The sequence below is a fragment of the Pseudochrobactrum sp. Wa41.01b-1 genome (assembly GCF_019464455.1).
Lineage (GTDB): Bacteria > Pseudomonadota > Alphaproteobacteria > Rhizobiales > Rhizobiaceae > Pseudochrobactrum > Pseudochrobactrum saccharolyticum.
In genome coordinates, this window is record NZ_CP080493.1 from 2,240,924 (window position 1) to 2,267,136 (window position 26,213).

24 protein-coding genes and 2 pseudogenes are annotated in these 26,213 nt (G+C 52.6%); 10 read left to right on the forward strand and 16 right to left on the reverse strand.

Features of this window, described 5'->3' with window-relative positions; translation table 11 throughout:
• The first annotated feature begins 60 nt into the window (after nucleotides 1-60).
• Nucleotides 61-1,002, forward strand: a complete 942-nt coding sequence (locus tag K1X45_RS10495; RefSeq protein WP_255560392.1) for a cell wall hydrolase — start codon at nucleotides 61-63, stop codon at nucleotides 1,000-1,002.
• 70 nt (nucleotides 1,003-1,072) lie between these two features.
• Here the strand turns inward: K1X45_RS10495 and K1X45_RS10500 are convergent, their stop codons facing one another.
• Nucleotides 1,073-1,360 (reverse strand): hypothetical protein, encoded by a 288-nt coding sequence (locus tag K1X45_RS10500; RefSeq protein WP_220158779.1) that lies wholly within the window; start codon nucleotides 1,358-1,360, stop codon nucleotides 1,073-1,075.
• A gap of 152 nt (nucleotides 1,361-1,512) precedes the next feature.
• Between K1X45_RS10500 and K1X45_RS10505 the strand changes: the two genes are divergently transcribed.
• Nucleotides 1,513-2,778, forward strand: a complete 1,266-nt coding sequence (locus K1X45_RS10505) for an aminopeptidase (protein WP_220158780.1) — start codon at nucleotides 1,513-1,515, stop codon at nucleotides 2,776-2,778.
• Nucleotides 2,779-2,940: 162 nt separating this feature from the next.
• Nucleotides 2,941-4,158 carry a serine hydrolase gene (locus K1X45_RS10510; RefSeq protein ID WP_220158781.1) on the forward strand — a complete coding sequence of 406 codons (1,218 nt, stop codon included), beginning with the start codon at nucleotides 2,941-2,943 and terminating at the stop codon, nucleotides 4,156-4,158.
• Between the two features lie 63 nt (nucleotides 4,159-4,221).
• Here the strand turns inward: K1X45_RS10510 and dps are convergent, their stop codons facing one another.
• The gene (dps, locus tag K1X45_RS10515; RefSeq protein ID WP_116088682.1) at nucleotides 4,222-4,719 is read right to left on the reverse strand and encodes a DNA starvation/stationary phase protection protein Dps; all 498 of its coding nucleotides are present in this window, start codon (nucleotides 4,717-4,719) and stop codon (nucleotides 4,222-4,224) included.
• A 271-nt stretch (nucleotides 4,720-4,990) separates the two neighbouring features.
• Between dps and tsaB the strand changes: the two genes are divergently transcribed.
• Genes tsaB through K1X45_RS10530 form a run of 3 tightly spaced genes read left to right on the forward strand, consistent with a single transcriptional unit; the run spans nucleotide 4,991 to nucleotide 6,998 of the window.
• On the forward strand, nucleotides 4,991-5,689 hold the full coding sequence (gene tsaB, locus K1X45_RS10520; protein WP_116088683.1) for a tRNA (adenosine(37)-N6)-threonylcarbamoyltransferase complex dimerization subunit type 1 TsaB: 699 nt from the start codon (nucleotides 4,991-4,993) through the stop codon (nucleotides 5,687-5,689).
• The gene (gene rimI / locus K1X45_RS10525) at nucleotides 5,686-6,186 is read left to right on the forward strand and encodes a ribosomal protein S18-alanine N-acetyltransferase (RefSeq protein WP_116088684.1); all 501 of its coding nucleotides are present in this window, start codon (nucleotides 5,686-5,688) and stop codon (nucleotides 6,184-6,186) included. The genes tsaB and rimI overlap by 4 nt, the downstream gene beginning before the upstream one ends.
• Nucleotides 6,183-6,998, forward strand: a complete 816-nt coding sequence (locus K1X45_RS10530; RefSeq protein ID WP_022711351.1) for a 1-acyl-sn-glycerol-3-phosphate acyltransferase — start codon at nucleotides 6,183-6,185, stop codon at nucleotides 6,996-6,998. The genes rimI and K1X45_RS10530 overlap by 4 nt, the downstream gene beginning before the upstream one ends.
• Nucleotides 6,999-7,025: 27 nt before the next feature.
• Here the strand turns inward: K1X45_RS10530 and irrA are convergent, their stop codons facing one another.
• Nucleotides 7,026-7,463, reverse strand: a complete 438-nt coding sequence (gene irrA / locus K1X45_RS10535; protein WP_022711350.1) for an iron response transcriptional regulator IrrA — start codon at nucleotides 7,461-7,463, stop codon at nucleotides 7,026-7,028.
• Nucleotides 7,464-7,731: 268 nt separating this feature from the next.
• Here irrA and fabA point away from each other — a divergent pair, with 268 nt between their 5' ends.
• The 3 genes from fabA to fabI all read left to right on the forward strand — a co-directional run bounded on the left by fabA (nucleotide 7,732) and on the right by fabI (nucleotide 10,483).
• The gene (fabA, locus tag K1X45_RS10540) at nucleotides 7,732-8,247 is read left to right on the forward strand and encodes a 3-hydroxyacyl-[acyl-carrier-protein] dehydratase FabA (protein ID WP_028233733.1); all 516 of its coding nucleotides are present in this window, start codon (nucleotides 7,732-7,734) and stop codon (nucleotides 8,245-8,247) included.
• Between the two features lie 181 nt (nucleotides 8,248-8,428).
• Nucleotides 8,429-9,652: a beta-ketoacyl-ACP synthase I gene (gene fabB / locus K1X45_RS10545; protein WP_121992097.1), complete on the forward strand. Its 1,224-nt coding sequence runs from the start codon at nucleotides 8,429-8,431 to the stop codon at nucleotides 9,650-9,652.
• A gap of 12 nt (nucleotides 9,653-9,664) precedes the next feature.
• Nucleotides 9,665-10,483, forward strand: a complete 819-nt coding sequence (gene fabI / locus K1X45_RS10550) for an enoyl-ACP reductase FabI (RefSeq protein WP_075653974.1) — start codon at nucleotides 9,665-9,667, stop codon at nucleotides 10,481-10,483.
• A 52-nt stretch (nucleotides 10,484-10,535) separates the two neighbouring features.
• On the opposite strand, the gene K1X45_RS10555 is transcribed toward fabI, so the two are convergent.
• Nucleotides 10,536-11,558 carry a class I SAM-dependent methyltransferase gene (locus tag K1X45_RS10555; RefSeq protein WP_220158782.1) on the reverse strand — a complete coding sequence of 341 codons (1,023 nt, stop codon included), beginning with the start codon at nucleotides 11,556-11,558 and terminating at the stop codon, nucleotides 10,536-10,538.
• Between the two features lie 132 nt (nucleotides 11,559-11,690).
• On the opposite strand from K1X45_RS10555, the gene K1X45_RS10560 reads away from it, so the two are divergent.
• Complete coding sequence (locus K1X45_RS10560; RefSeq protein ID WP_213599687.1) at nucleotides 11,691-11,924, forward strand: hypothetical protein; 234 nt, start codon at nucleotides 11,691-11,693, stop codon at nucleotides 11,922-11,924.
• A gap of 96 nt (nucleotides 11,925-12,020) precedes the next feature.
• Here K1X45_RS10560 and pnp read toward each other — a convergent pair whose 3' ends face one another.
• The 12 genes and pseudogenes from pnp to K1X45_RS10615 form a co-directional block, all read right to left on the reverse strand.
• The gene (gene pnp, locus K1X45_RS10565) at nucleotides 12,021-14,162 is read right to left on the reverse strand and encodes a polyribonucleotide nucleotidyltransferase (RefSeq protein ID WP_022711345.1); all 2,142 of its coding nucleotides are present in this window, start codon (nucleotides 14,160-14,162) and stop codon (nucleotides 12,021-12,023) included.
• A 364-nt stretch (nucleotides 14,163-14,526) separates the two neighbouring features.
• Nucleotides 14,527-14,796 (reverse strand): 30S ribosomal protein S15, encoded by a 270-nt coding sequence (gene rpsO / locus K1X45_RS10570; RefSeq protein WP_022711344.1) that lies wholly within the window; start codon nucleotides 14,794-14,796, stop codon nucleotides 14,527-14,529.
• Between the two features lie 219 nt (nucleotides 14,797-15,015).
• The gene (gene truB, locus K1X45_RS10575; protein WP_022711342.1) at nucleotides 15,016-15,990 is read right to left on the reverse strand and encodes a tRNA pseudouridine(55) synthase TruB; all 975 of its coding nucleotides are present in this window, start codon (nucleotides 15,988-15,990) and stop codon (nucleotides 15,016-15,018) included.
• A complete protein-coding gene (gene rbfA, locus K1X45_RS10580) occupies nucleotides 15,990-16,433 on the reverse strand; it encodes a 30S ribosome-binding factor RbfA (RefSeq protein WP_220158784.1) in 444 nt (147 codons plus the stop codon). Before rbfA ends, truB begins: the two co-directional genes overlap by 1 nt.
• A 227-nt stretch (nucleotides 16,434-16,660) precedes the next feature.
• Nucleotides 16,661-19,273, reverse strand: a pseudogene (gene infB, locus K1X45_RS10585) (translation initiation factor IF-2); the annotation flags it as partial.
• Nucleotides 19,274-19,378: 105 nt separating this feature from the next.
• Nucleotides 19,379-19,684, reverse strand: a pseudogene (locus K1X45_RS16080) (translation initiation factor IF-2 associated domain-containing protein); the annotation flags it as partial.
• Nucleotides 19,681-20,334: an RNA-binding protein gene (locus tag K1X45_RS10590; RefSeq protein ID WP_084664797.1), complete on the reverse strand. Its 654-nt coding sequence runs from the start codon at nucleotides 20,332-20,334 to the stop codon at nucleotides 19,681-19,683. The gene K1X45_RS10590 and the pseudogene K1X45_RS16080, both read right to left, overlap by 4 nt.
• Before the next feature lie 251 nt (nucleotides 20,335-20,585).
• Nucleotides 20,586-22,199 (reverse strand): transcription termination factor NusA, encoded by a 1,614-nt coding sequence (gene nusA / locus K1X45_RS10595; protein ID WP_075653983.1) that lies wholly within the window; start codon nucleotides 22,197-22,199, stop codon nucleotides 20,586-20,588.
• Nucleotides 22,200-22,306: 107 nt separating this feature from the next.
• Nucleotides 22,307-22,984: a ribosome maturation factor RimP gene (rimP, locus tag K1X45_RS10600; RefSeq protein ID WP_116088689.1), complete on the reverse strand. Its 678-nt coding sequence runs from the start codon at nucleotides 22,982-22,984 to the stop codon at nucleotides 22,307-22,309.
• A gap of 178 nt (nucleotides 22,985-23,162) precedes the next feature.
• Nucleotides 23,163-23,879, reverse strand: coding sequence for a tRNA (guanosine(46)-N(7))-methyltransferase TrmB (locus tag K1X45_RS10605; RefSeq protein ID WP_028233731.1), 717 nt, complete (start codon nucleotides 23,877-23,879; stop codon nucleotides 23,163-23,165).
• A gap of 195 nt (nucleotides 23,880-24,074) precedes the next feature.
• Entirely contained in the window at nucleotides 24,075-25,340 is a 1,266-nt protein-coding gene (metK, locus tag K1X45_RS10610; protein WP_022711334.1) for a methionine adenosyltransferase, read from the reverse strand.
• A 384-nt stretch (nucleotides 25,341-25,724) separates the two neighbouring features.
• Complete coding sequence (locus tag K1X45_RS10615) at nucleotides 25,725-26,138, reverse strand: helix-turn-helix domain-containing protein (protein WP_022711333.1); 414 nt, start codon at nucleotides 26,136-26,138, stop codon at nucleotides 25,725-25,727.
• Between the last annotated feature and the right edge of the window lie 75 nt (nucleotides 26,139-26,213).

Genomic DNA, 26,213 nt, shown 5'->3' on the forward strand with positions numbered 1-26,213 from the left:
TCGCGCACAGGATCTCTGTGTGACCCGGGTGTACGGGAAATTATTGATAAGGATGAACCGTTGAAACGCTCTTATTTAGCGAAAACACTGTTTATCGGTGCTCTGGTTGCCACGCCGTTTATCCTTGCTGGCTGCACCACGACTTCGACCGGTTCCAAATCTGCCAAGGCTGCACAGCCTGCCAAGGAATCCGGTGTGACCGTCCGTAATGGCAAAAAGACCTATACATACACTTCCAGAGACCGCGAGTGCCTTGAGCGCGCAATGTTCTTTGAATCTGCTCGCTCCAGCCGTGATGGCCTTGTTGCAGTCGGCACGGTGGTGATGAACCGTCTGGTCTCGGAAAAATATCCGGAAACCATTTGCGGCGTTGTCGGACAGAAGAACCAGTTTGCACCGGGCGTTATGACCCGTGCCATGAATTCCAAAGCCTTGCCGGATGTGAAAGAAGCGGCGGATTCCGTGCTGAAAGGCGAACGCCATCCGAAGCTGAAGAATGCAATGTTCTTCCATACGGCCGGTCTGAAATTCCCGTATAAAAATATGCATTATGTACTGGTTGCCGGCGGTAATTCTTTCTACGAAAAGCGCCGCAGAGACGGTACGCTGGAATCGCCGCTGCCTGAAACCCCGTATAATCTGGCGGCTGCCTATGAACCAAGAAACCAGTCCATGCCGGACAGCATCTATGATGTAACGGATACAGCTAAGGCTGGCAAAGGCGACCGTCTGCCTGTCGTTGCTCCGGTGATGGTGGCATCTGCCGGACAGGATGTGCAGGCTACACAACCGGCTGCAACGGAAGCACCGGTGCAGCTTGCTTATCATGCACCGGCCGTAAACACGCCGGTTCCGGCGCAGCTGCCGTTTGAAACCAAACCGGTTGCAGCCTCTGCAACGCAGAATGCTTTTGCAGCAGGTGCAGAAGATATGAACAAGCAGAAAGTTGATGCGATCGGCGCATTGTTGCTGACGCAGGATCGCCCTGAACCGGCAAGCTGATCCCCATCTTGTTATCGACTGAAATGAAAAAGCCCGCGCGAAGCGGGCTTTTTGTTTATGGAGATGAGGATCAGCGCGGCACCACCACCGGCTGGTAAATAACCATCGGCGTGGAGAATTGCGGCCGTTCATTCTGCCATGCGCGGATATCGGCGCGGCGGTCGAGATGAATTTGCAGCAGGCAATTGGCCATGGCTTCAGACTTGGGTTTAAAACCATAGCTCAGACAGGTTTTTTCATCCTCAGCACGCTGCTGCTCCGGTGTGAGTGTCGTGCAGCCAGCCAGTGCTATTGCCAACAGTCCTGCAACAAGACTCAGCTTCTGAAATGATCGCGCTTTATTGGAGTTTCGGTTCATGGATTTGTTCCGATAAATATGACTTCATATGGCATATTAACGCTGTTCCGCTTTGGTGGCTACAGCGACAATATAAAATCCTGCTAAAGCTCTAGCTTGCTGGCTCTTGCAGGAGTATCTGTGATGATCAATGAAAATAAGCGGAGTATGTGATGTCAGATTTCAGCCAAAACAATCACGCGGATGCAATCATCGATCCTGTTAAACTGGATAAGCTGGCAGAGGTCGCGGTTAAAGTCGGACTGCAATTGCGTAAAGGGCAGGATCTGGTCATCACCGCGCCGGTTATCGCATTGCCGCTGGTGCGCCGTATTGCGGAACATGCCTATAAAGCCGGTGCAGGACTGGTAACCCCATTTTTCTCCGATGAAGATATGGCGCTGTCGCGTTTCCAATATGCGCCGGATGAGAGTTTCGACCACGCCAGCGACTGGCTCTATCAGGGAATGGCCAAAGCCTATGCAGGCGGTGCAGCGCGCCTTGCAATCACCGGCGATAATCCGATGCTGCTTTCCGCACAGGATGCAGGAAAAGTTGCCCGCGCCAATAAAGCGCTGTCGATGGCCTATCAGCCTGCGCTGGAAAAAATTGCCGGTTTCGACATTAACTGGAATATCGTCTCCTATCCGAACCCGTCATGGGCAAAGCTGGTCTTTCCGGATGATGCGCCGGATGTGGCAACTCATAAACTGGCCGAAGCAATTTTCGCCGCATCGCGTGTGAATAATGCTGATCCTGTAGCCGCATGGGCAGACCATAATGCGCAATTGCGCAAACGCACCAAAATTCTCAATGAGCGTAATTTCCGCGCTTTGCATTTCACCGGACCGGATACGGATCTGACTGTTGGTCTGGCTGATGGCCATGAATGGCATGGTGGTTCATCGACCGCTAAAAACGGCATTACCTGCAATCCGAATATTCCGACAGAAGAGGTCTTCACAACGCCGCATGCTCTGCGCGTGGAAGGGACTGTTTCCAGCACCAAGCCGCTGTCGCATCAGGGCACGATCATTGATGATATCCGTGTGCGTTTTGAAGGCGGCCGGATTGTTGAGGCCAAAGCCAGCAAGGGCGAATCCGTGCTGAACAAGGTACTGGATACGGATGAAGGTGCGCGTCGTCTGGGTGAAGTGGCACTGGTGCCGCATTCCTCACCGATTTCGCAGAGCGGCTTGCTGTTCTACAACACGCTGTTTGATGAAAATGCTGCCAGCCATATTGCGCTTGGTCAGTGCTATTCCAAATGTTTCGTCAATGGTGCTGATCTCACGCCGGAACAGATTGCGGCGCAGGGCGGCAATAAGAGCTTTATCCATATCGACTGGATGATCGGTTCCAATCAGATCGACGTGGACGGTATTGCACAGGATGGTACATCTGTGCCCGTGATGCGCAAAGGCGAATGGGTTGCCTGATAGTATCTGAATTCCCGATACTTTCATAACAATAGCCGCCGCTTTTTTTAACAAGCGGCGGCTATTGTTGTTTTTGAAACTATTTCGGGAATTGCAGCTTGCCGGAGCGATAATCCGGTTTATCGTAAGCGGGCTGATAATTGTGTTGGAAGGGGCTGCATCATGAAGAGACCGCTGCGCATGAGCTTATATAGTCTGGCTCTGTTGCTGATTATCGCGGCAGGTGTGGGCTTTGTTTTCCGTAAGCAAATTCATGAATATTATGCGGTCTATCAATATGCCAATACATTCAAGCCCGATGTGATTGATGAAAATTTCCGCTCACTTTATAAAATCTACCCGTCTATCCGTGTAGAACATAGCGGTGAAGTCAGCCTCTTGCCGCAGAATGAAAGACCTTTGCCTGAAACCTATCTTTATCAGGGAGAGACAAAACGGATCACGGACTGGCTGGAACGCACGCAGACAACCGGTTTCATCGTTCTGAAAGACGGTTCTGTTGCCTATGAGAGATATGAGCGGGGCAATACGGCTGCAACACAGGCAATCGCTATGTCGATGTCGAAATCCACGATCTCGTTTCTGATTGGCAATGCTGTGCGCGACGGTCTGATTGATATAAATCAGACTGTGGATCATTATGCACCGCAGCTGGCGGAGGGCGGCTACAAAGGGGTGACCGTCAAGAACGCACTGCAAATGTCATCAGGGATCGGCTTTAACGAGGATTATGGCGATCTCTCATCCGATATTGTGCGCTACATTATCCAGATTTTGACCGGCTCGGTGAAGGACTTCACTGCTCATCTGCAGAAAGTGCGGGAGCAGGGCACAGTCAATATTTATGTTTCCGCCGATACGCAGGTGCTGTCTATGGTGCTGGAAGGCGCAACCGGCAAACCGATGACTGACTATTTCAGGGAAAAATTATGGTCGCGTCTGGGCACAGAGGCTGATGCCTATTGGCTGGCTGATGCAAAGGGTGATGCAGTCTCGGCAGGCGGGCTGAATGCGGTGTTGCGTGATTATGCGCGTTTCGGCCTGCTTTATATGAATGAAGGGCGAAATTTCAAAGGCGAGCAACTGGTGCCGGCTGAATGGGTACATGCTTCTGTCACACCGGATGCACCGCATCTGATGCCGGGCAGGGATGATCCTGAGCAGGGCAAGCCGCTGGGCTATGGCTATCAGTGGTGGATACCGGGGAAACCGCAGGGGGATTTTGTCGCTGTCGGTATTTACGGGCAGTTTATCTATGTCAATCCTGAGCACAAAGTGGTGATTGCCAAAACTTCCGCCTATGCGGATTACAACAAGGATGGTCAGAAAATGAAAGATGAGAGCATTATTGTTTTTCAGGCCATTGCTGACGCTCTTTAAATCGTCACCAATTTAAAACACCGCCTGTCTCGGGACAGGCGGTGTTTCGGAAATCTGTTCTGATTATTCCTGAATATGCGCTTCAAGGAACCACAGGGATTTATCAAGGCTGCGGGATGCAGCGGTGAAAATATCCGCACTGTCATCGTCGCCTGCTTCCGCGGCATCTTTGATGGACTGGCGCACCAGATTGGCAACTGCGCCATAATGATCGATCAGCGCATGAAGATGGTCTTTGATGGCGTAAATATCTTCCGGATATGGCTTGAGAATGCTCGCCTCAGTAACGGTCTGACTTGTGCCAAGCGCAGTGCCGCCAAGCTGAACGGCGCGTTCTGCAATTGCATCCGAATGTTCATCCAGATCGGTGCGGAATGTGTCCAGCATCTCATGCACGGCAATGAACTGAATGCCTTTAAGGTTCCAGTGTGCCTGCTTGGTTATCAGCGCAAGATCAAGGATCGCAGCCAGATTTTTGTTCAGCAGGGCAATGACTGTGGTTTTGGCATTGGTCGGCAGATTGTTTTTTGTCGGATGATTTTTCAGTTTGGATGCAGACATAGTGATTTCCTTTATGAAGGGACAAATTTTCGTTTGCCTGAGGGGCTGCCGGGAGGTGGCAGCACAAGAAACCGGAAGCAGCAGATACTGCTATAAACCTAACGTATCAAAGATAGGATTGTTCCCAGTGATTTAAAGAGTTTAAGCAGATTTTTGTGTATCATTTTGTATAGATATCGGTGTTGCCCTATTGAGCTGACAAGGCAGAATTCTTACGCAACCTGACTGCCTGTACTTGCCGATAACCGAATTCTGTTTTAGGTCGTAAGCCATGACTATACTTGCTCTCGACACCGCAGGCAGTTTATGTGCTGCCGCCCTTTATGACCCGCAGACGCAGCAGCTTCTTGCTGAGGTCAGCCATGATATCGGCAAAGGCCATGCGGAATTGCTGCTGGACTATGTTGCACAGTGTTTTGAGGCTGCAAAAATCTCCCGCAATGAGGTCAGCCGTATCGCGGTCAATATCGGCCCCGGTTCATTCACCGGCGTGCGTGTCGGTGTTTCTGCAGCACGTGGCTTCGGGCTGGCATTATCCTGTCCGGTGATCGGTGTGAGCGGTTTTGAAGCGCTGTGCCATGAAATGCAGGCCGGGGCACCGGCGCAATCTGTCCTGATTGCCCTGTCTGCTTATCGCGGTGATATTTATGCGCAGGGTTTTGATGCGCAGGGACAAGCTTCAACCACACCTTTGGCCGGTAATGAGGCAGAGCTGTTGCCGGTTTTGCAGCAACTTGGTGATGATTATGCACTGGCGGGTAGTGGCGCAGAGCAATTACAGACAGCAGAGGGCAGCAAGCGCCGGATCATCACTGCATCCGCCCATGCATCCATCGGTACTTTTGCGCGTCTTGCGGCACAGCGTGATGCAGGCACACCCCCTGAGCCGCTTTATATGCGCGGGCCGGATGTGAAGCCGCAGACCGGATTTGCGCTGCCCCGCCGCCAGTCGGATCAGGAGCGCGGATGATCGGTCTTCCTTTTTCGCGCCAGAGTTTTGCCTATGAATCGCTGATGCAGGCACATTGCGCTGAGCTTGCGGATCTCCATGCACCGGCTTTCCACCACGCATGGAGCGAGGAAGATTTTGCGGGCATGCTCTCGCAAGGCAATATTTTCGGCTTTATTGCCCGTCCTGTGGGCAAGCCAAAACAGGCTGCCGGTTTTGTGCTGGCGCGGCTGGTAGCCGGTGAGGCGGAAATTCTGACGATTGCAGTATCATCAGCTTTCCAGCGTCGTGGCATCGGACGGGATCTGATGGAAGCTGTCTTGCGCCATTTGCATCATGAGCGGGCGGAAAGTCTGTTCCTTGAAGTGGATGAGAGCAATGTGGCGGCGCAGGCGCTTTACCGGCGCCTCGGATTTATTCAGGTCGGGCAGCGGCCCGCTTATTATGAAACCGGTCACGGACGCAGCAATGCGCTGGTTTTGCGCCGGCAATTTCCGGAAGCGATGAGCGTATCATGATCGGTGCCATCCGCATTGCGGTCATAATCGGCTTGTTTGTCAGTCTGGTTATTTCTCTGGTGCCGTTTCAATATCTGTTTGTCAAAGCGCGTCTGGGCTGGCAGCAATCGCTGCCGCGTTTTTTCCATCGAATTGCTGCATGGTTGCTGGGATTTCGCGTGAAGGTAAAGGGTGAGATCGTGCAGGATCGCCCGTTACTGCTGGTCGCCAATCATGTGTCATGGAGCGATATTGTCGTTTTATCCTCCGTTGCCAATGTCTGTTTCATCGCCAAATCCGAAGTGCGCAAATGGCCGGTTTTCGGTACTTTTGCGGTTTTGCAGCGCACTGTCTTTGTTGAGCGAGAGAAAAAAGGCCGGACAGCGCAGCAGGCCTCGGATATTGCCCTGCGTCTGGCTGGCGGAGATGCGATGGTGTTGTTTCCGGAAGGGACAACATCGGACGGTAACCGCGTGCTGCCGTTTAAAACATCATTATTTGGCGCAGCCCATGCGGCCATCCGTGAGGCAGGCGAGGAGCAGGTGATCGTGCAGCCGGTTTCCATCGCCTATACGGGGGTTCACGGAATGCCGATGGGGCGTTTTCACCGTCCGATTGCCTCATGGCCGGGCGATGTGCAGCTGATGCCGCATCTTAAAGGTATTCTCAAAGAAGGCGCGATTGATGTCGAGATCCGCTTTGGTGAACCGATGCGCGTGTCTGCGGATACCAGCCGCAAGGAACTGGCACGTATCATGGAAGAGCGCGTGACCACAATGCTGCAAAGCTCACTGATGGGGCGCGAAATCACCCCGTCAGCGGAAGATCAGTAAATTTCCGGATTACTTTAAGCAGGCGTGTCAGTCTTTACGACGTAAGCGCACAATCACATCGACGTTAACGATTTCCATGCCTTCCGGTGCTTTCGGCAGATTGCTGACGACAGGCTGGCCGGTTTCCCCATCAGGAATATCGAAGACAATATTTTCGCCTTCGACAAAAAAGTGATGGTGGTCGGAAATATTGGTGTCGAAATAGGTTTTCGATCCTTCGACCGAAATAATCCGCAGCATACCGGCTTCAGTAAACTGGTGCAGCGTATTATATACGGTGGCAAGAGAAACCGGCACAGAAGCAAAAACAGCTTCTTCATGCAGTTCTTCTGCGGAAAGATGGCGGTCGCCATGGGCGTAAATCAGGCTGGCAAGCGCAACCCGCTGACGCGTCGGTCTGAGACCGGCGATCCGAAGGCGCTCCTCAATCGAAGCGTTGCTGGCATGGGAGGAATGAATATTCATCACTGACCTGTCAGAAGCTTGAAACAAATTGGTTCAAAATTAATGCTTGAGGGCTGTTGCCCATCCTGTCACAAGATTGATATATGCGCTGAACGAATGACTGGCAATAGCTATTCCTGTATATCTTGACAGGCAAATAGTTTCTTGCAGGTGTTTTACAGCAGGAAACACTCTGTGTTAGGGGTGTGCAAAGATTTTGTCTGAGCCTGACGAATGTGTTCGTTTCGGGCTGTCCAGACAACAGACAGATAAATGATTGGAGTCGGTAATGGCAGAGCAGAAGTCAAGTTACGGATATGAGGAGCTTCTCAGCTGCGCTCGCGGTGAAATGTTTGGTCCGGGCAATGCCCAGCTGCCTCTGCCGCCGATGCTGATGGTACACCGTATCACTGAAATCTCCGAAACCGGTGGCGAGTTCGACAAAGGCTATATCCGCGCTGAATATGATGTGAGCCCGGATGACTGGTATTTCCCTTGCCATTTTCAGGGCAATCCGATCATGCCTGGCTGTCTCGGCCTCGACGGCATGTGGCAGCTGACAGGCTTTTTCCTCGGCTGGCTCGGTGAGCCGGGTCGCGGTATGGCGCTGTCGACCGGCGAAGTCAAATTCAAAGGCATGGTGCGCCCGCATACCAAACTTCTGCAATATGGTATCGACTTCAAACGCGTTATGCGCGGTCGTCTGGTTCTGGGTACAGCTGACGGCTGGCTCAAGGCAGACGGTGAAACAATTTACAAGGCAAGTGACCTGCGCGTAGGCCTGTCGAAAGACAGTGAGTCGTAAGTCGTAAAGACCGCGACGGGCATAGCCTCAAAAAGAGTATTATCCACGGGCGCGACCACATCTAATTGAAAGCTTTTATGTGGCCGCTCTCAAAATATGTAAAAGTCGCACTTATGTAACCGCGTAGCGGCATCCGCAAAAACAGGGTGTCATTCAGGGAACAGGTGCAAAGGAGAACGCAATGCGGCGTGTTGTCGTTACCGGAATGGGGATTGTATCCTCGATTGGCAATAATACCGAAGAGGTGCTGACCTCTTTGTTTGAGGCCAGATCGGGTATCCGGCGGGCTGAAGATCAGGCGGAACTCGGTTTTCGCTGTCAGGTCTCGGGCGCACCGCAGATTGATGTTGAAGCGCTGGTTGACCGCCGCGCAATGCGTTTTCACGGTCGCGGTACCGCATGGAACCATGTGGCCATGGATCAGGCGATTGCCGATGCAGGCCTGACCGAAGAACAGGTTTCCAACGATCGCACCGGTATCATTATGGGCTCCGGCGGTCCTTCCACCCGCACAATCGTGGATTCTGCTGATATTACCCGCGACAAAGGCCCGAAACGCGTTGGTCCTTTCGCAGTGCCGAAAGCCATGAGCTCCACCGCATCGGCCACGATGGCGACTTTCTTCAAGATCAAGGGCATCAATTATTCGATCTCCTCGGCTTGCGCGACCTCGAACCATTGTATCGGCAATGCGGTTGAGATGATCCAGTATGGCAAACAGGACCGTATGTTTGCCGGTGGCTGTGAAGACCTCGACTGGACCCTCTCGGTACTGTTTGACGCCATGGGCGCGATGTCTTCGAAATATAATGATACACCGGAACGTGCATCCCGCGCCTATGACAAAAACCGCGACGGTTTTGTAATTGCAGGCGGTGCCGGTGTATTGGTGCTGGAAGATCTGGAAACTGCGCTGGCGCGCGGTGCCAAGATTTACGGTGAAGTTGTCGGCTACGGCGCAACATCAGACGGTTATGACATGGTTGCCCCATCGGGCGAAGGCGCAGAGCGCTGCATGCGCATGGCGCTGTCAACCGTAAACGGCAAGATTGACTATATCAATCCGCATGCCACATCGACCCCTGCGGGCGATGCACCGGAAATCGAAGCAATCCGTAAAGTCTTCGGTTCAGGCGATGCTTGCCCGCCGATTGCGGCAACCAAGTCGCTGACCGGTCACTCACTGGGTGCAACCGGCGTTCAGGAAGCGATCTATTCGCTTTTGATGATGCAGAATAATTTCATCTGCGAAAGCGCGCATATTGATGAGCTGGATCCGGATTTCGCGGATATGCCGATTGTGCGTAAGCGCATCGATAATGCAGAAATTAACACGGTACTGTCCAACTCCTTCGGTTTTGGTGGAACGAATGCAACGCTGGTATTCCAGCGCTATCAGGGCTGACGGAGAGAGAGTATGCAGGATTTAATGAAGGGCAAACGCGGGCTGATTATGGGTGTTGCAAACAACCATTCTCTTGCTTGGGGTATTGCCAAACATCTTGCCGATCAGGGCGCTGAGCTGGCTTTCACCTATCAGGGCGATGCTCTTGGCAAGCGCGTGAAACCGCTGGCGGAGCAGGTCGGATCGGATTTCGTACTGCCTTGCGATGTGGAAGATATTGCAACTGTTGATGCGGTCTTTGACGAGATCGAGAAAAAATGGGGCAAACTCGACTTTATCGTTCACGCTATTGGTTTCTCCGACAAAACAGAGCTGAAAGGCCGTTATGCGGATGTCACCACCCGCGAAAATTTCAGCCGGACAATGGTGATCTCTGCCTATTCCTTCACAGAAGTTGCTCAGCGTGCTGAGAAACTGATGAAAGACGGCGGTTCGATCCTCACACTGACCTATGGCGGCTCAACCCGCACCATCCCGAACTACAATGTGATGGGCGTTGCCAAGGCCGCTCTGGAAGCCATGGTACGTTATCTGGCTGCCGATTACGGCCCGCAGAATATCCGCGTCAACGCTATTTCGGCTGGCCCTGTGCGTACACTGGCCGGTGCCGGTATCGGTGATGCACGCGCGATCTTCTCGTATCAGCGCCGCAATTCGCCGCTGCGCCGCACAGTCGATATTGATGATGTGGGTAAATCCGCAGTCTATCTGCTGTCGGATCTGTCGAGCGGTGTAACCGGTGAAGTTCACTTTGTGGATTCAGGTTACAACATCGTCTCCATGCCGACGCTGGAAGAGCTGAAAAGCTCGGATGCGACCGGCACTGAATAAGCCAGTTACATATGATATGAAAAAAGCCGCGCATTGCGCGGCTTTTTTGTTTTTATTTTCGTGCTTCGATGACTTTGAAGCCGTCTTTATCAGTGAGCGGCATGACCTGCCGGAAATGCTGTTTCAAGACAGCCTCATAAGGAAGCTGACGATTTGCCACCATCAGGAAACGTCCGCCGGATTTAAGGCGTTTGGCTGCTGCCGTAATAAAGCTTTGGCCGAGCGAAATATCGGTGTTACGGCCGGTGTGAAATGGCGGATTGCTGATAACCGTGTCATAAATCTCTGTCATCGGCTCGGAAGCGACGTCATGCCAGTAGTAGTGCAGCGGTACTGAACTGTTGAGTTCAGCCAGATTGCTTTTGGCAATTTCCAGTGCCTCAAAATCCGCTTCATAAAGATCAATACGGCTGAGCTTGTCCGGATTGTCGAGACAGGCGGCACTCAGATAACCCCAGCCAGCACCCAAATCCGCTACATGACCGAAGGCGATGTTTTTGAGATGCGGCACCAGCAGAGCGGAACCTTTGTCGGCTTCGCCATGGGAGAACATGCCTGCTTTCGTCCAGAAACGCCCGTCTACGCGCTTTTGCTCCGGAATGAGGCTTTGTGTGATCCCGGCATCAATCGCCTCAGGGCGCGCCAGCCAGTAGGCTACAGCGTGGTTCTTGGACAGGCGGTCGATGGAAGCTGAAATCTGGTCACTGCGCTTGCGGAAACTGTCAATGCCAAGCTTTTTGTCACCGGCGATAATAATCAACCCGCCGGCTTTGACTTGGGTCAGCAATGTCGCCAGCCATTCCTCATTGCGGCCGCGATGTTTGCCGAGCAAAATCATGCCGCCGTCATAGGTCTGATTTTCGCTGATCCGTGGCGTGACATGAAATCCGGCTTTATTGAGCGCCAGCCATTCCGGCCTCAATGGCTGAATACAATGCAGTGCCTGTTTCCACTCTGTGCTGAGTGTCGTGTCGGCACTGATGCCGAAGCAGAGATATTTTTCTCCCGCCTGCGGCAGATCAAGTGTTTCATTCTCAAAGGGCAGAAAGAGGGTGTTTTGGGCGCCGGTAATCATAAAATTTCTTTGGTCTTTTCTACCTGAGAAGGATGACAGTAGGTGGTTTCTGGCAGATATTATATTGAACTTATTATCGGTTAAAGTTTCAAACTATCTGTAATGCTGTGTTGCTCGCGGGGGAGTAGTACTATGGCGCGCAAATGTTGTCAGCCGCAATGTTTTGCAACATGTCTGCCGCAACATCAGGCGCGCTTGTTGCAACTGAATGAGATGATTTCACAGGCCCATAAAAGCAAACAGAGTTTCTTTGCCTATTTGCTGACTATGGCTGTCAGTGAGGCACAGGCAATTACCGATTGTGCCCATCAGGAGGCTTGGCTGCAAAAGGGCATAAAAGCTGAGACTCAGGCTGAGCCGGTTTAAACAACGCACTCCTGAACTGAGATTGTAATTACTGCATGCTTTAAATGAAAAGCCCCGCATATTTCTATGCGGGGCTTTTTGAAACTCGAAATCAGCTTATTCAGCTGCGGTTTCTTCTTTCTTCTCGGCAACGATTTCCTTGCCGGTTTCCTGATCGACGACTTTCATCGACAGGCGCACTTTACCGCGCTCATCAAAGCCCATCAGTTTAACCCAGACCTTCTGGCCTTCCTTAACCACATCGGTGGTCTTGGCAACGCGGTCTGCAGCCAGCTGCGAGATATGTACCAGACCATCGCGCGGGCCGAAGAAGTTTACGAATGCGCCGAAGTCAGCAGTTTTAACAACTGTACCTTCGTAGATTTCGCCGATTTCCGGTTCAGCAACAATGGAGTGGATCCATTTCTTCGCTGCTTCAATTTCCTTGGCGGAAGAAGAAGCAATTTTGACTGTGCCGTCATCTTCGATGTTGATTTTTGCACCGGTCTTTTCAACGATTTCGCGGATAACTTTACCGCCGGAACCGATAACATCACGGATCTTGTCGGTCGGAATGTTCATCACTTCGATGCGTGGTGCAAATTCACCGAGTTCAGCGCGGGCGCCGGACAGTGCTTTCGCCATTTCACCGAGAATATGAACGCGGCCGCCTTTAGCCTGTTCCAGTGCGGTTTTCATGATCTCTTCGGTAATGCCGTCGATCTTGATGTCCATCTGCAGAGCAGTGATGCCGTTTTCAGTACCGGCTACCTTGAAGTCCATATCGCCGAGGTGATCTTCGTCACCAAGGATATCGGAAAGAACTGCAAAACGGTCGCCTTCTTTGATCAGACCCATAGCAATACCGGCTACAGGACGGGTCAGAGGCACACCGGCATCCATCAGTGCCAGCGAGGTGCCGCATACGGTTGCCATGGAGGACGAACCGTTGGATTCAGTGATTTCAGAAACCGCACGCAGAGTGTACGGGAACTGTTCTTTGGCAGGCAGCATCGGATGGATTGCGCGCCATGCCAGTTTGCCGTGACCGATTTCACGACGGCCAGGGGAACCCATACGGCCGGTTTCACCAACGGAATATGGCGGGAAGTTGTAGTGCAGCAGGAAGGATTCTTTCTGCAGGCCGGCCAGCGTGTCGATGAACTGTTCATCTTCACCGGTACCCAGTGTTGCAACAACGATTGCCTGTGTTTCACCGCGGGTGAACAGAGCCGAACCGTGTGTGCGTGGCAGAACGCCAACTTCGGATACGATCTGACGAACGGTTACCAGATCGCGGCCGTCAATGCGGCTACCGGTATCCAGAATGTTCCAGCGAACGATTTTAGCCTGCAGCGATTTGAAAACAGTACCGATCTGCTCAGCAGTATATTCGGTTGTTTCCGCATCTTCCGGGAGGAAGTGCGCTTTAACTTTAGCTTTGGCAGCATCAACAGCGGTATAACGAGCCTGCTTGTCGATGATTTTGTAAGCTGCGCGCAGATCATCTTCGATGATTGCCAGCATTGCGGCTTCAGGAGCCGACAGGTCTTCCGGCTGGAAGTCGCGTGGTTCTTTCGCAGCAACTTCAGCAAGGCTGATGATTGCATCGATCACAGGCTGGAAGCCTTTCTGACCGAAAACAACAGCGCCGAGCATGACTTCTTCAGAAAGTTCCTGCGCTTCGGATTCAACCATCAGAACAGCATCGCTGGTACCGGCAACAACCAGATCCAGTTTGGATTCAGCCATTTCGTCGAGATGCGGGTTCAGAACATATTCGCCGTTGATGTAGCCAACGCGCGAACCACCGATCGGGCCCATGAAAGGAACGCCGGAAAGGGTGAGCGCTGCGGAAGCGGCAACCATCGACAATACGTCCGGATTGTTTTCCAGATCGTGCTGAATAACGGTGATAACAACCTGTGTGTCGTTTTTGTAGCCGTCTGCAAAAAGCGGGCGGATCGGACGGTCGATCAGGCGGGAAACCAGAGTTTCGTTTTCGCTCGGACGGCCTTCACGTTTGAAGTAGCCGCCAGGAATACGACCGGCTGCATAGGCTTTTTCCTGATAGTTTACAGTCAGAGGGAAAAAGTCCTGACCCGGCTTTGGCTCCTTGGCCGAAACGACAGTGGCCAGCACCATTGTTTCACCGTAAGTGGCGATAACCGCGCCGTCTGCCTGACGGGCGACTTTGCCGGTTTCGAGAATGAGCGGACGGCCGCCCCATTCGATTTCAACTTTATGAGTGTTGAACATATCTTGTCCTTGGTTTGGAATATTTATGTTCTGCGCTGATGTCAGCGCATGTAATATTCCGGTTTGGAACAGGGAGCGGGCAAGACAACAAGAAGCTCGGATAAGGACGAGCTGCCTGCAATCCTGCCTGCGGAACCTGTTCAATACAGTTCCATATCGGGCTTTTACGACAGTATTGTTAAAGCCCTGCTGCATTTTTCCCGTTTTGGCGCTTACACGCACGGAGAATGCATTATTGTATAATACAGAGCGTTTTCAGACTGTTGAGCCCTCTATGCTCTGTTGCCGGAGAGATTTAATGAAAAGTCCTGCTCCGGTAAAAATTCCGGCGAAAACCGTTACAGGTTTTCGCCGGATGATGCGCTTAGCGGCGCAGGCCGAGACGGCCGATCAGGTTCTGATAGCGCGCTTCGTCAACACCTTTGAGGTAGTCGAGCAGGTTGCGGCGCTGAGAAACCATTTTCAGAAGACCACGACGGGAATGGTTGTCATTCTTGTGGCCTTTGAAGTGACCGGTCAGGTTGGAAATGCGTTCCGAAAGAACGGCTACCTGTACTTCAGGAGAACCGGTATCGCCTTCTTTGGTTGCATATTCTTTGATAAGAGCCTGTTTGCGTTCAGCAGTAATCGACATCGGAATGTCCTTTTTGTTTAAGAGGAGAAATGTCGCCCGTGGCCAAGATGTCGTCCAGCCGGGGCCGTTTACTTCAGTTCTGTACAGTCAGCATTGACTAATGCCTTATACGGAACCTGACGATCATATAATCGAAACTGTGGCTTATTTCCAGACACATTTCAAAAAAGCCTGCAATGCAGGCTTTTTAATAAAATACGCGGAACTGTAATCGCTCGATTAATAAGTGAAAACACGTTTCGGCTTGAACATGCCTTGTTCAATGTAACCGATAGCCAGCAAACGGTTTTTGTGATTGGCGCAAACCTCATCCGCTTCCAGCGGTGCATCACGGCCACGCAAGATCACCGGATTGCCCATGCGCACACGGTGAGCCTGATCGTCGGACAAGGCAACCTGTACCAGATCTTCCAGCGCTGCACCGGTATCAATGATAAAATCATCAAGGGCTGAGAAATCACGCGGTGCAACAGGTGCAGGTTCCGCATCTTCATCATCAGATTTCGGCGGCAGCGGCGGCCATGCGGCTTCAAGCTCTGCAAGCGTTACGAAATCATCTTCGTTGAAAGGCGCAACTTCCAGACGACGCAGCTCCGCAATATGACCGAGGCAGCCGAGATCGCGTCCCATATCGCGGGCGAGCGAGCGCACATAAGTGCCTTTACCGCATTCAACTTCAAACACGGCCTGTCCGGCTTCGTTGATCTCAACCAGCTCAAGCTGAAAAATTTCAACTTCACGGGAAGGAATAGCAACTGTTTCACCACCGCGTGCCAGATCATAGGCACGTTCACCGTCAATTTTAATGGCGGAGAATTGCGGCGGGGTCTGCTGAATAGTACCGATATAGTTTGGCAGAAGCGCCAGAATATCGTCTTCTGTGGGACGCTTATCAGAGGTTTTGGTGACAGGGCCTTCCAGATCATCCGTGGAGCGTTCTTCGCCCCAGGTCACGGTGAAGGAATAGATTTTCGTGCCGTCCATCACGTAAGGTACGGTTTTGGTGGCTTCGCCCAGAGCAATCGGCAACATGCCGGAAGCAAGCGGATCGAGCGTACCGGCATGACCGGCCTTTTCAGCACTGAAAAGCCATTTGATTTTGGAAACGGCCTCGGTCGAGCCCATGCCTTTCGGCTTGTCAAAAATCACCCATCCGGAAACCGGACGGCCTTTTTTCTTACCTCTGCGTGCCATCAGCCGTTATTCTCGTTATCTTTATGTGTTTCTGTATCGGATTCATCGCTGTCATCCTGCTGCAGATCACGCGCAACTTCCGGTGAGCGCAGCAAGGCATCGATCTTGGCAAAATTGTCGAAACTGGTATCCGGACGGAAACGGAATTCCGGCATATATTTCATCTGGCGCAGTTGCGGCGCAACGCGGCCACGCAGAAATTTCGCATGATTTGCCAGTGCTTTAATAACAGTTTGCACGTCTGTATTGCCGACTATGCTAATAAAGCAGGTCGCAATTTTCAAGTCAGGCGACATGCGCACTTCGGTGATGGAAACAACGGTATTATTCAGAACATCGTCACGGATTTCGCCGCGTGACAGCACCTGAGCCACGGCATGACGAACCTGTTCGCCGACGCGCAACTGACGCTGTGATGGTCCTGTGGAAGAAAAACGGGACATGGGGACTCCAAAATCTGAGCCAAATATCGGTCGGCAACTGTACAAATTGCATGATTGCGGAAAAGCCAGCGAGGCTTTCATCCTATTCACAACCAGACTGATACAGCCTGACAATTATGACAATGCGGCCAATTAAAAATTCAGAGCGGCACTATGTCTGAAGATGAGTGTAAACCGCCCGAGAAATGAAGCAGCGGCAGTTCTGATAACTGCCGCTGCTTTGCTGATTACAGCGTACGCGTGATCATCTCAACGCGGAACGCTTCGATGATGTCGCCTGCGCGTACATCTTCGTAGTTTTCAAATGCCATACCGCATTCCTGACCCATCGGCACTTCGGCAACTTCGTCCTTGAAGCGCTTGAGTGTCTTGAGCTTGCCTTCGTGGATAACCACGTTGTCGCGGATAAGGCGTACACCGGCGCCACGCTCGACTTTACCGTCAACAACACGGCAACCGGCAACTTTACCGACTTTGGTGATGTTGAAGACTTCGAGAATTTCAGCGTTACCGATGAAGGTTTCACGACGTTCTGGCGGCAGAAGACCGGACATTGCTGCTTTCACATCATCAATCAGATCATAGATGATGTTGTAGTAGCGGATTTCGATGCCCTGCTGTTCGGCTGCATCACGAGCCTGTTTATTGGCGCGGACGTTGAAGCCGATGATGGCAGCATTTGATGCTTCAGCCAGCGAGATATCGCTTTCTGTGATACCACCGGCACCCGAATGAACGATACGTGCGCGGACTTCATCAGTGCCGAGCTTGTCGAGAGAAGCGATAATCGCTTCAACCGAACCCTGCACGTCACCCTTGATAACCAGCGGGAACTCTTTGAGACCGCTCGACTGCAGATTAGACATCATCTGCTCAAGGGAACCACGCGAGCCTGCCTGACGGGCAACGGCCTTATCGCGGGCAAGACGCTGACGATATTCAGAAATTTCGCGCGCCTTTGCTTCGTTGGCAACAACCGCAAAGCGGTCACCAGCCTGCGGAGTGCCGGACAGACCGAGAATTTCCACCGGCATTGCAGGGGATGCTTCTTTCACATGGTCGCCATGGTCATTGACGAGGGCGCGAACGCGACCCCATGCACTGCCGGCGATGATGATCTCGCCCGGATGCAATGTACCTTTCTGAACCAGAACGGTTGCAACCGCACCGCGACCGCGGTCAAGCTGAGCTTCAATAACCACACCTTCAGCTGTACGCTCAGGATCGGCTTTAAGATCAAGAATTTCAGCCTGCAACAGAACGGCTTCAAGCAGCTTGTCGAGGTTGATTTTGTTCTTGGCGGAAACTTCCACATCAAGCACTTCACCGCCCATGGTTTCTACAAACACATCGTGCTGCAGCAGGGCATTGCGTACTTTTTGCGGATCAGCGGTCGGCTTGTCGATCTTATTGATCGCCACGATGATCGGAACACCGGCCGCTTTGGCGTGGTTGATCGATTCAATCGTCTGCGGCATCACGCTGTCATCAGCGGCAACCACCAGAATGGCGATATCGGTTGCCTGTGCACCACGGGCACGCATCTGCGTGAAGGCGGCGTGACCAGGCGTATCAATAAAGGTGATTTTCTGGCCGTTCTGTTCAACCTGATAAGCACCGATATGCTGGGTAATACCACCGGCTTCACCCGAAACCACATTTGCCTGACGAATTGCATCGAGCAGCGAGGTCTTACCATGGTCAACGTGACCCATAATGGTAACAACCGGCGGACGCGGCAGCATTGCGCTGAGATTATCCTCCACGTTGAAGATACCTTCTTCAACGTCGGATTCCGCAACGCGTTTAACAGTATGGCCGAATTCTTCCGCAATCAGCTGTGCCAGATCGGAATCGATCACATCGCCCGGCTTCATCATCTGACCCTGTTTCATCAGGTATTTGATGATGTCAACGGCACGTTCCGTCATGCGCTGTGCCAGTTCCTGAATGGTAATGGTTTCAGGAATAGTCACTTCACGGGAGATCTTTTCACGGACTTCCTGCATCTGCGAACGCTTGAACTTTTCCTGACGGCGACGCATAGCCGAAAGCGAACGCGAACGGCCTTCGTCTTCCAGATTGCTGTTCAGGGTCAGTTTGCCGCGACGGCGATCTTCTTCAGCCTTGGTCGGCTTTGTAGCGCGCACTTCCGGCTTCGCAGGTACGTTACGACGTACGCCTGCACCACCACGACGATCATCATCATCATCATTCTGCGGCTTGCGGTTCAGAACCTGCTGGGTCGGCTTTTTGTCGGCCAGCGGTGCTTCAGCATTAATATCGCGCGGGGCAGGTGCGCCGCCGGTGCGGTTGTAGCCGCCCTGATTTGGACGGTTCTGACCAGCAGGGCCACGGTTCTGGCCGCCAGAGCGATCACCCGAAGGACGATCGCCGCTAGGGCGTGCAGCAGCAGGACGCACAGGTGCAGCCGGTTCGCGCTTGCGTGCTTCAGCTTCAGCTTTAGCCTTGGCTTCAGCTTCTGCCTTGCGGCGTGCATCTTCTTCAGCCTGACGGCGCTCAGATTCAAGGCGCTCGATTTCACGGCGTTTTTCTTCTTCTGCGCGGCGGATCGCTTCTGCTTCAGCGCGTTTGCGGTCTTCCGCATCACGGATTACCGCATCCTGAAGGGCGCGGCGACGTGCATCCATTTCCGAAGAGGACAGGGTGTTCAACACCATGCCCGGACGGTCATTGGAACGGTTGCGCTGTTCATTGCGGCCACCCGGACGGGAACCCTGCGGCTTGTTATAGCCACCACCGGCCGGACGATTGCCCGCAGGGGCACCCGGACGGGTTGTAGCAGCCGGTGCTGCCGGACGGGCAGCAGCAGGCGCTGCAGGTTTAGGTGCAACAGGTTTTGCAACTGCGGCTTCAGCTGGCTTGGCAGCCTGCGGAGCAACCGGTGCGCTTTCTGTTTTTGCAACAGGCGCAGCAGTTTCTGTAACAGGCGCAGGCTTAGGCGCATCTGCAATCACGGCCGGCTTTTCAGCAACCGGAGCAGGAGCAGCTTGTGCCGGTGTCGGAGCCGGTGCAACTGGCTGAACAGGAGCCGGAGCGGCTGCAGCTTCAGGTTTTTCGTCAGGACGGGTAAACTTACGTTTTTTCGTCTCAACAACAACCGACTTGCTGCGTCCGTGGCTGAAATTTTGCCGTACAGTGCTCTGTTCGACTCCTGGCCGCTTGATGGTCAGCGTCTTTTTTGTGTCGACGCTCAGCGTCTTGTCGTCGTTTGAATTACTGTCGCTCATTCCGATTCCGTTTCCTTTGCAGCAGTGGCTGCCAGATTTTCCAAGTTCGCTGCGCTCTCGCCGCGATATTTATGCAGCTGAAGCGCCCGCGTGACGAACCCGGTTGCTGCCGTTCCTTCAATCACGGCGGCATGTATTACATTTCCGCCGCCAAATGCCAAATCCATTTCATCCCCTGTAAAAAGGGAATAGGCTTTTATATCTGCTCCGGTTGCCATCTTCCTCGCATGACGCGCCTGATCCAGCTTTCGGATGCCGTCGGGAGCCGCTGTTGTCGCATGAAGCACCATTGTAACGCGGCCGGTACGCACAGCAGAATCAACTTTCGCCGATCCTGTCACCACAGCACCGGACTTTCTGGCCAGTGCTAGACTGCCCAGCGCGGATTTTGTCAATAGCCTGTCGACCAGAGAGCCCAAATCCGCCGGCACCGAAACTTGCGTTTTCAGTGCGCGGGGCAGCAGTTTGCGTTTAACCGCCTCATCAACAATATGCCGTTCTGCTTTAATCCAGCATCCGCGTCCGGGTAAATTGCGCTTCAGATCCGGTACAACACTGCCGTCGGGTGCAGCCACAAACCGGATGAGATCTACAGCCGGGCCGCTCTCGCGCGTAACAATACAGGTCCTGTCGTTTTTATCCGGTTTCAACCAGAACTCCACTTCGCTCGAAAACAGCGCCGGTGGAGAGGAACTGTTTTCTACTTTAATATGAGTGCAAGGGCAAGAAGCCCTGCAATATGTGTGCGCAAGACAGCCGTAAACCGAGCGGTTCCGGCTGTATGCAGTTTGTCGGAATACAGGCCTGTATCAAAAATGCCGATACAGGCGTTCGTTCCGGTAGAGAGCCGATGCGCGGACATCAAAATCCGCCCGCGCGAACGGCAGTTGCAAGATGCTGATTAAGCATCTGCCTGCTCTTCATCATCGCCTGTCGAAGCCAGCTCATTGGCAGCTTCTTCCAGCTGATCTTCTGTAATCCAGCCTGCTTTAAGGCGGGCTGCGAGAACCATCTGCTCTGCGTCTGTGCGGGAAACTTCAAACGGTGTCAGAACACCGGCATGAGTAACAGTTTCACCGTCTTTACGCTCGCGCCAGCCCACGAGATCATCTACCGCATAACCGGCAAAATCATCCATGGTCTTCACGCCGTCTTCACCGACTGCAACAAGCATTGCACTGGTCAGACCCGGTACATCGCGCAGTTCGTCGCTGACGCCCAGTTCGAGGCGACGGTCATTCAGATCGCTTTCGAGGCGATCCAGATATTCTTTCGCACGATCCTGAATTTCAGCAGCAGTATCAGCATCGAAACCATCGATCGAAGCGATTTCGTCGCTTTCAACATAGGCGATTTCTTCAACCGAACCGAAACCTTCGGAAGCCAGAACCTGACCAACCATTTCATCCACATTCAGCGCTTCCATGAACAAAGCAGAGCGTTCTGTGAATTCTTTCTGGCGGCGTTCGGATTCTTCGTTTTCCGTCATAATATCGATGTCCCAGCCGGTCAGCTGCGAGGCAAGGCGCACATTCTGACCGCGGCGGCCGATGGCCAGCGACAGCTGATCATCAGGCACAACAACTTCGATACGTTCTGCATCTTCATCCAGAACGACCTTGGCCACTTCCGCAGGCTGCAAGGCGTTGACGATGAAAGTCGCTGCATCCGGCGACCAAGGAATAATGTCGATCTTTTCGCCCTGCAATTCGCCGACAACGGCCTGAACGCGGGAACCGCGCATACCAACGCAGGCGCCGACAGGATCAATCGAGCTGTCACGGGACACAACGGCCATTTTGGCGCGTGAACCCGGATCACGGGCAACCGATTTAATTTCGATAATGCCGTCATAGATTTCCGGCACTTCCATGGTGAAGAGTTTCGCCATGAACTGCGGATGGGTACGCGACAGGAAAACCTGCGGGCCGCGCTGTTCGCGACGAACATCATAGACATAAGCGCGGATACGGTCGCCGTAGCGGAATGCTTCACGCGGGATCAGTTCGTCACGGCGGACAATGGCTTCACCGCGGCCGAGATCAACAACTACGTTACCATATTCAACACGCTTGACAGTACCGTTGATGATTTCACCCAGACGGTCTTTGAATTCGTCATACTGGCGGTCACGCTCAGCTTCGCGCACTTTCTGCACGATAACCTGTTTGGCGGACTGCGCAGCAATACGGCCGAAATCCATTGGTGGCAGCTGGTCGGCAAGGAAGTCGCCTACTTGTGCATCCGGATTACGTTCACGTGCGGATTCCAGAGCGATCTGTGTGGCGTAATCTTCTACAGTTTCAACCACTTCAAGCAAACGCTGCAGCTTGATTTCACCGCTCTTGGAATTGATGTCCGCGCGGATATTGGTTTCCAGACCATAACGGGAGCGGGCAGCTTTCTGAATGGCATCGGCCATCGCTGCAATCACGATCTCGCGGTCAATGGATTTTTCGCGCGCAACCGCATCAGCGATCTGAAGAAGCTCTAGCCTGTTTGCACTGACTGCCATTGGTCTCTCCTTGGTGCAGCACCCGTTTTTTGCTTCTGGGTGCGAAAGCTTTTTTGTTTTGTCGCATTATCATGACAAGCAAATGAAGTCATTCGCCTGTGAAATGCTTAGTTGTCTTTATCGTTCTCCGGAGCATCGGCATTGCCGCTGTCCAGATTGAATTCATCACTCAATTCGTCGCCCGGAATACGGCCTTCGCGCAGAGCTTTGTCTTTGCGCAGCGCATCACGGATCAGATCATCGGTCAGGATCAGTCTTGCATCAGCGATCAGCTCAAAAGGAATTGTGGTCTGAGCTTCCGCGCCGTAAGTGGCCTGATCGGCTTCGAGAGTGACAGTTTCATCTTCAACCTTGATGATGCGGCCGCGGAATTTCTTGCGGTTATCATGCAGCATCGAGGTTTCGAGTTTAGCAATATGACCCTGCCAGTTGGAAAAGTCAGATTTGCGCACCATCGGACGGTCAATGCCCGGTGAAGAAATTTCAAGGTGATATTTGCCGTCAATCGGATCTTCAACATCAAGAACCGGAGAAACGGTGCGGCTGACAATTTCGCAATCTTCAACGGTCATGGTGCCGTCCGGACGCTCAGCCATAATCTGCAGGGTGAGGCCGTTAAGGCCGGAAAGACGCACGCGCACAAGACGGAAACCCGCAGCATTAATCGCAGGTTCGATCAGCGATGCCACTTTTGCATCAATACCCGTTTCACGGATAATGCGTGGTTCATCCTGTGTCGCGTCAAGCGCTGTAATGATCTGGTCCTGTTGTGTTTGTTCGTTCACCCTGTATTCCTTAAAATACGTGCAATAGGATTTCCGGCGGCAGTCTGCGCAGTTTTCAGTGTGTACCAAACAAAAAAGAGCGGGACCGGTGGGACCCACTCTTGTTCTACCGACCAAGAATTTGAGGCAACTATACAGAAAAAAGCCGCCTGTGACAAGCCTTGTCCTTGAGGACGAATTATCGCCTGATAAAGGTAAGGTAAGCAGCCTGACGGCCTTCACGGAAAGCTTTGGCTTCATAGCGTGTGCCCGGCCATGCTTCATAAGGTGTGTGCCAGTCGGCAGCACTTTGTGCCTGCCATTCAAACGCACCATGGTCGTGGCAATGCTGCAGTGTCCAGTTGACATAAGTATCAATGTCGGAGGCAAAACGGAACAAAGCGCCGGGTTTCAGCACGCGGGCGAAACGGCTGAGGTTTTTCTGGCTGACAAAACGGCGTTTCCAATGTTTCTTTTTCGGCCACGGATCAGGATAAAACAGATCAATGCCGTCGAGCGATGCATCCGGCAGCCAGTCCAGCACCAGTGTGGCATCGTCATCATAAAGACGCAGGTTCGGCAGCGGATTGGCATCCTGTGCGCCAAGCATTTTCGCCATACCGTTGACGAAAGGCTCAACGCCGATAAAACCGGCTTCCGGTTTGCGGGTGGCTTCATGCACCAGATGTTCACCACCGCCGAAACCGATTTCCATACGCACTTTGGAAACATCGGCCATAAACAGCGTGCGCAGATCCTGCGGCGCAGGGCTAAGGAGATCGAGTTTGAGCTGCGGCAGCAGATCTTCGCGCAGAAAACGCTGATGCGGGCGCAAAGGTTTGCCGTTACGGCGGCCATAAAAAGCTTCCGTCGCACGTGAGCCGCGTGGCTGTTGTTCAGAGGACTCTGCGCTCATGGCTTCATCCTTGAGGTCACAGTTGCGTTCAGTATCAGACATCGGCACGTTTCTTTATGGTTCAGATAATCGGAATAAGCCGCTTTACACATAATCAGCGACGGAAAGTCTACTGATTTTTTGTGTGGCTGTTAAAGAAACAGGGCACCATGAGAGAAACATGGTGCCCTGAAATCCGGAATATGGAGAATGAAATCAGACCTTAAGCGCAGCTTTCAGTGCTTTGACCAGATCTGTCTTTTCCCATGAGAAAGAGCCGTCGCGACCAGCTTTGCGGCCGAAATGGCCATAGGATGCGGTCTTGGCATAGATCGGTTTGTTAAGGTCGAGATGTTTGCGGATACCGGTTGGCGACAGATCCATGACCTGACGCAGGGCTGTTTCCACATCGCTCTCGGCAACTTTGCCGGTGCCGTGCAGGTCAACATAGACCGAGAGCGGCTGGGCAACACCGATCGCATAGGACAGCTGAATGGTGCAGCGGTCGGCAAGACCGGCAGCAATCACATTCTTGGCCAGATAACGCGCGGCATAGGCTGCGGAGCGGTCAACCTTGGTCGTGTCCTTGCCGGAGAATGCGCCGCCGCCATGCGGAGCTGCACCACCGTAAGTATCAACAATGATCTTACGTCCGGTCAGACCGGCATCACCGTCCGGTCCGCCGATGACGAATTTACCGGTCGGATTGATGTACCAGTTGCAATTTGCAGCAATCGGCAGATCGCCGAGGGCTTCACGGATCACCGGCTCAACGACCTGACGGACTTTCGCGGAATCCCATGAAGCATCCAGATGCTGGGTCGACAACACAATCTGGGTGACTTCCGCAGGCTTGCCATCGGCATAGCGCACTGTGACCTGACTTTTGGCATCAGGGCCGAGCTTGCCATAGTCGCCTTCGCCTTTGTGGCGGGCAGCAGAAAGCAGCTCAAGAATTTTATGGGCATAATAGATTGGTGCCGGCATCAGATCCGGTGTTTCGCGGCAGGCATAACCGAACATAATGCCCTGGTCGCCCGCACCTTCTTCACCCTGACGGTCGGCAGCATTATCGACACCCTGCGCAATATCCGCGGATTGCGGATGCAGCAGCACGTCGATTTTCACATTGCGCCAGTTGAAGCCTTCCTGTTCATAGCCGATTTCACGGATGGCTTTGCGGGCAGCGGAACGGAAGCGGGAAGGGTTGATCTGCTTATGGCCTTTGGCATCAAGCAGAATTTCACCGGCTTTGTCTTTTTTCAGGAATGTGTCCGGCACACGCACTTCACCCGCAATCACGACGCGGTTGGTGGTGGCAAGGGTTTCACAGGCAATACGTACAGACCACGGATCAACACCGGTTTTACGTGCTTCCTTGTAGATCATGTCTACGATTTCATCGGAAATACGATCGCAAACCTTATCCGGATGACCTTCGGATACCGATTCACTGGTGAAAAGATATGAACTGCGTGACACGGGAAACCCCTCTTGAAAATCTGCGGAGCATTGGACTCTCCGGAGAAACAGTTGCTTTCAGCATTGTGCATTTCTGCGCACGAACTGCTGATAATTCATTGCGCGCCGTTTTCAAACCGTTTCAGGCCGCTTTCAGAAAAGCCTGTCTGCTACGGAATGAAAGTGAAGCAATCGCTCTATAAAGAAATCAGACGTTATTTGCGCGTATAATCAGCACGAAATGACAAGATATACAACTATCTGCATGTGTTTATGTGCGAGATTTAACGCAAGAAGCTGCCAAATTGTCGCATTAAGCGCCTGCTATAATGCGACAAAACAATAGGATAGGGCAGTTTCAGGGATTCTGTTTTTACCGAATTCGCGCCTCTGGCGCTTCAGAGATTAATCATCATCATTGGCAAGGGTTTTTACCAGATCAATGATTTTACGACGCACTTTCGGATCAGTGATTTTTGTAAAATAACGTGTCAGCTGCACGCCTTCATTTGTCTGAAGAAAATCAACAACATAGGTTGTTTCATTATCTTCCGCAAAACCGCCGTTCTGCTGTCCTGCCTGCTCCGGTGCATCTTCAAAAAAGAAGGCAACCGGTACACTCAAAATGGATGAAATGGCTTGCAGGCGGCTGGCACCGACGCGGTTGGTGCCTTTTTCATATTTTTGAATCTGCTGGAAGGTAATACCGAGATTTTCACCGAGTTTTTCCTGACTGAGGCCAAGCATGTTCCGGCGCAACCGGATGCGGCTGCCCACATGAACATCAATGGGATTGGGTTTCTTTTTATTCTCAGTCATTCACAAATGCTCCTCGCTTATGCGAGCTTTCCTTGATGAAAAATGGTTTGCTTAAATCAGCATATTTTTCGGAGA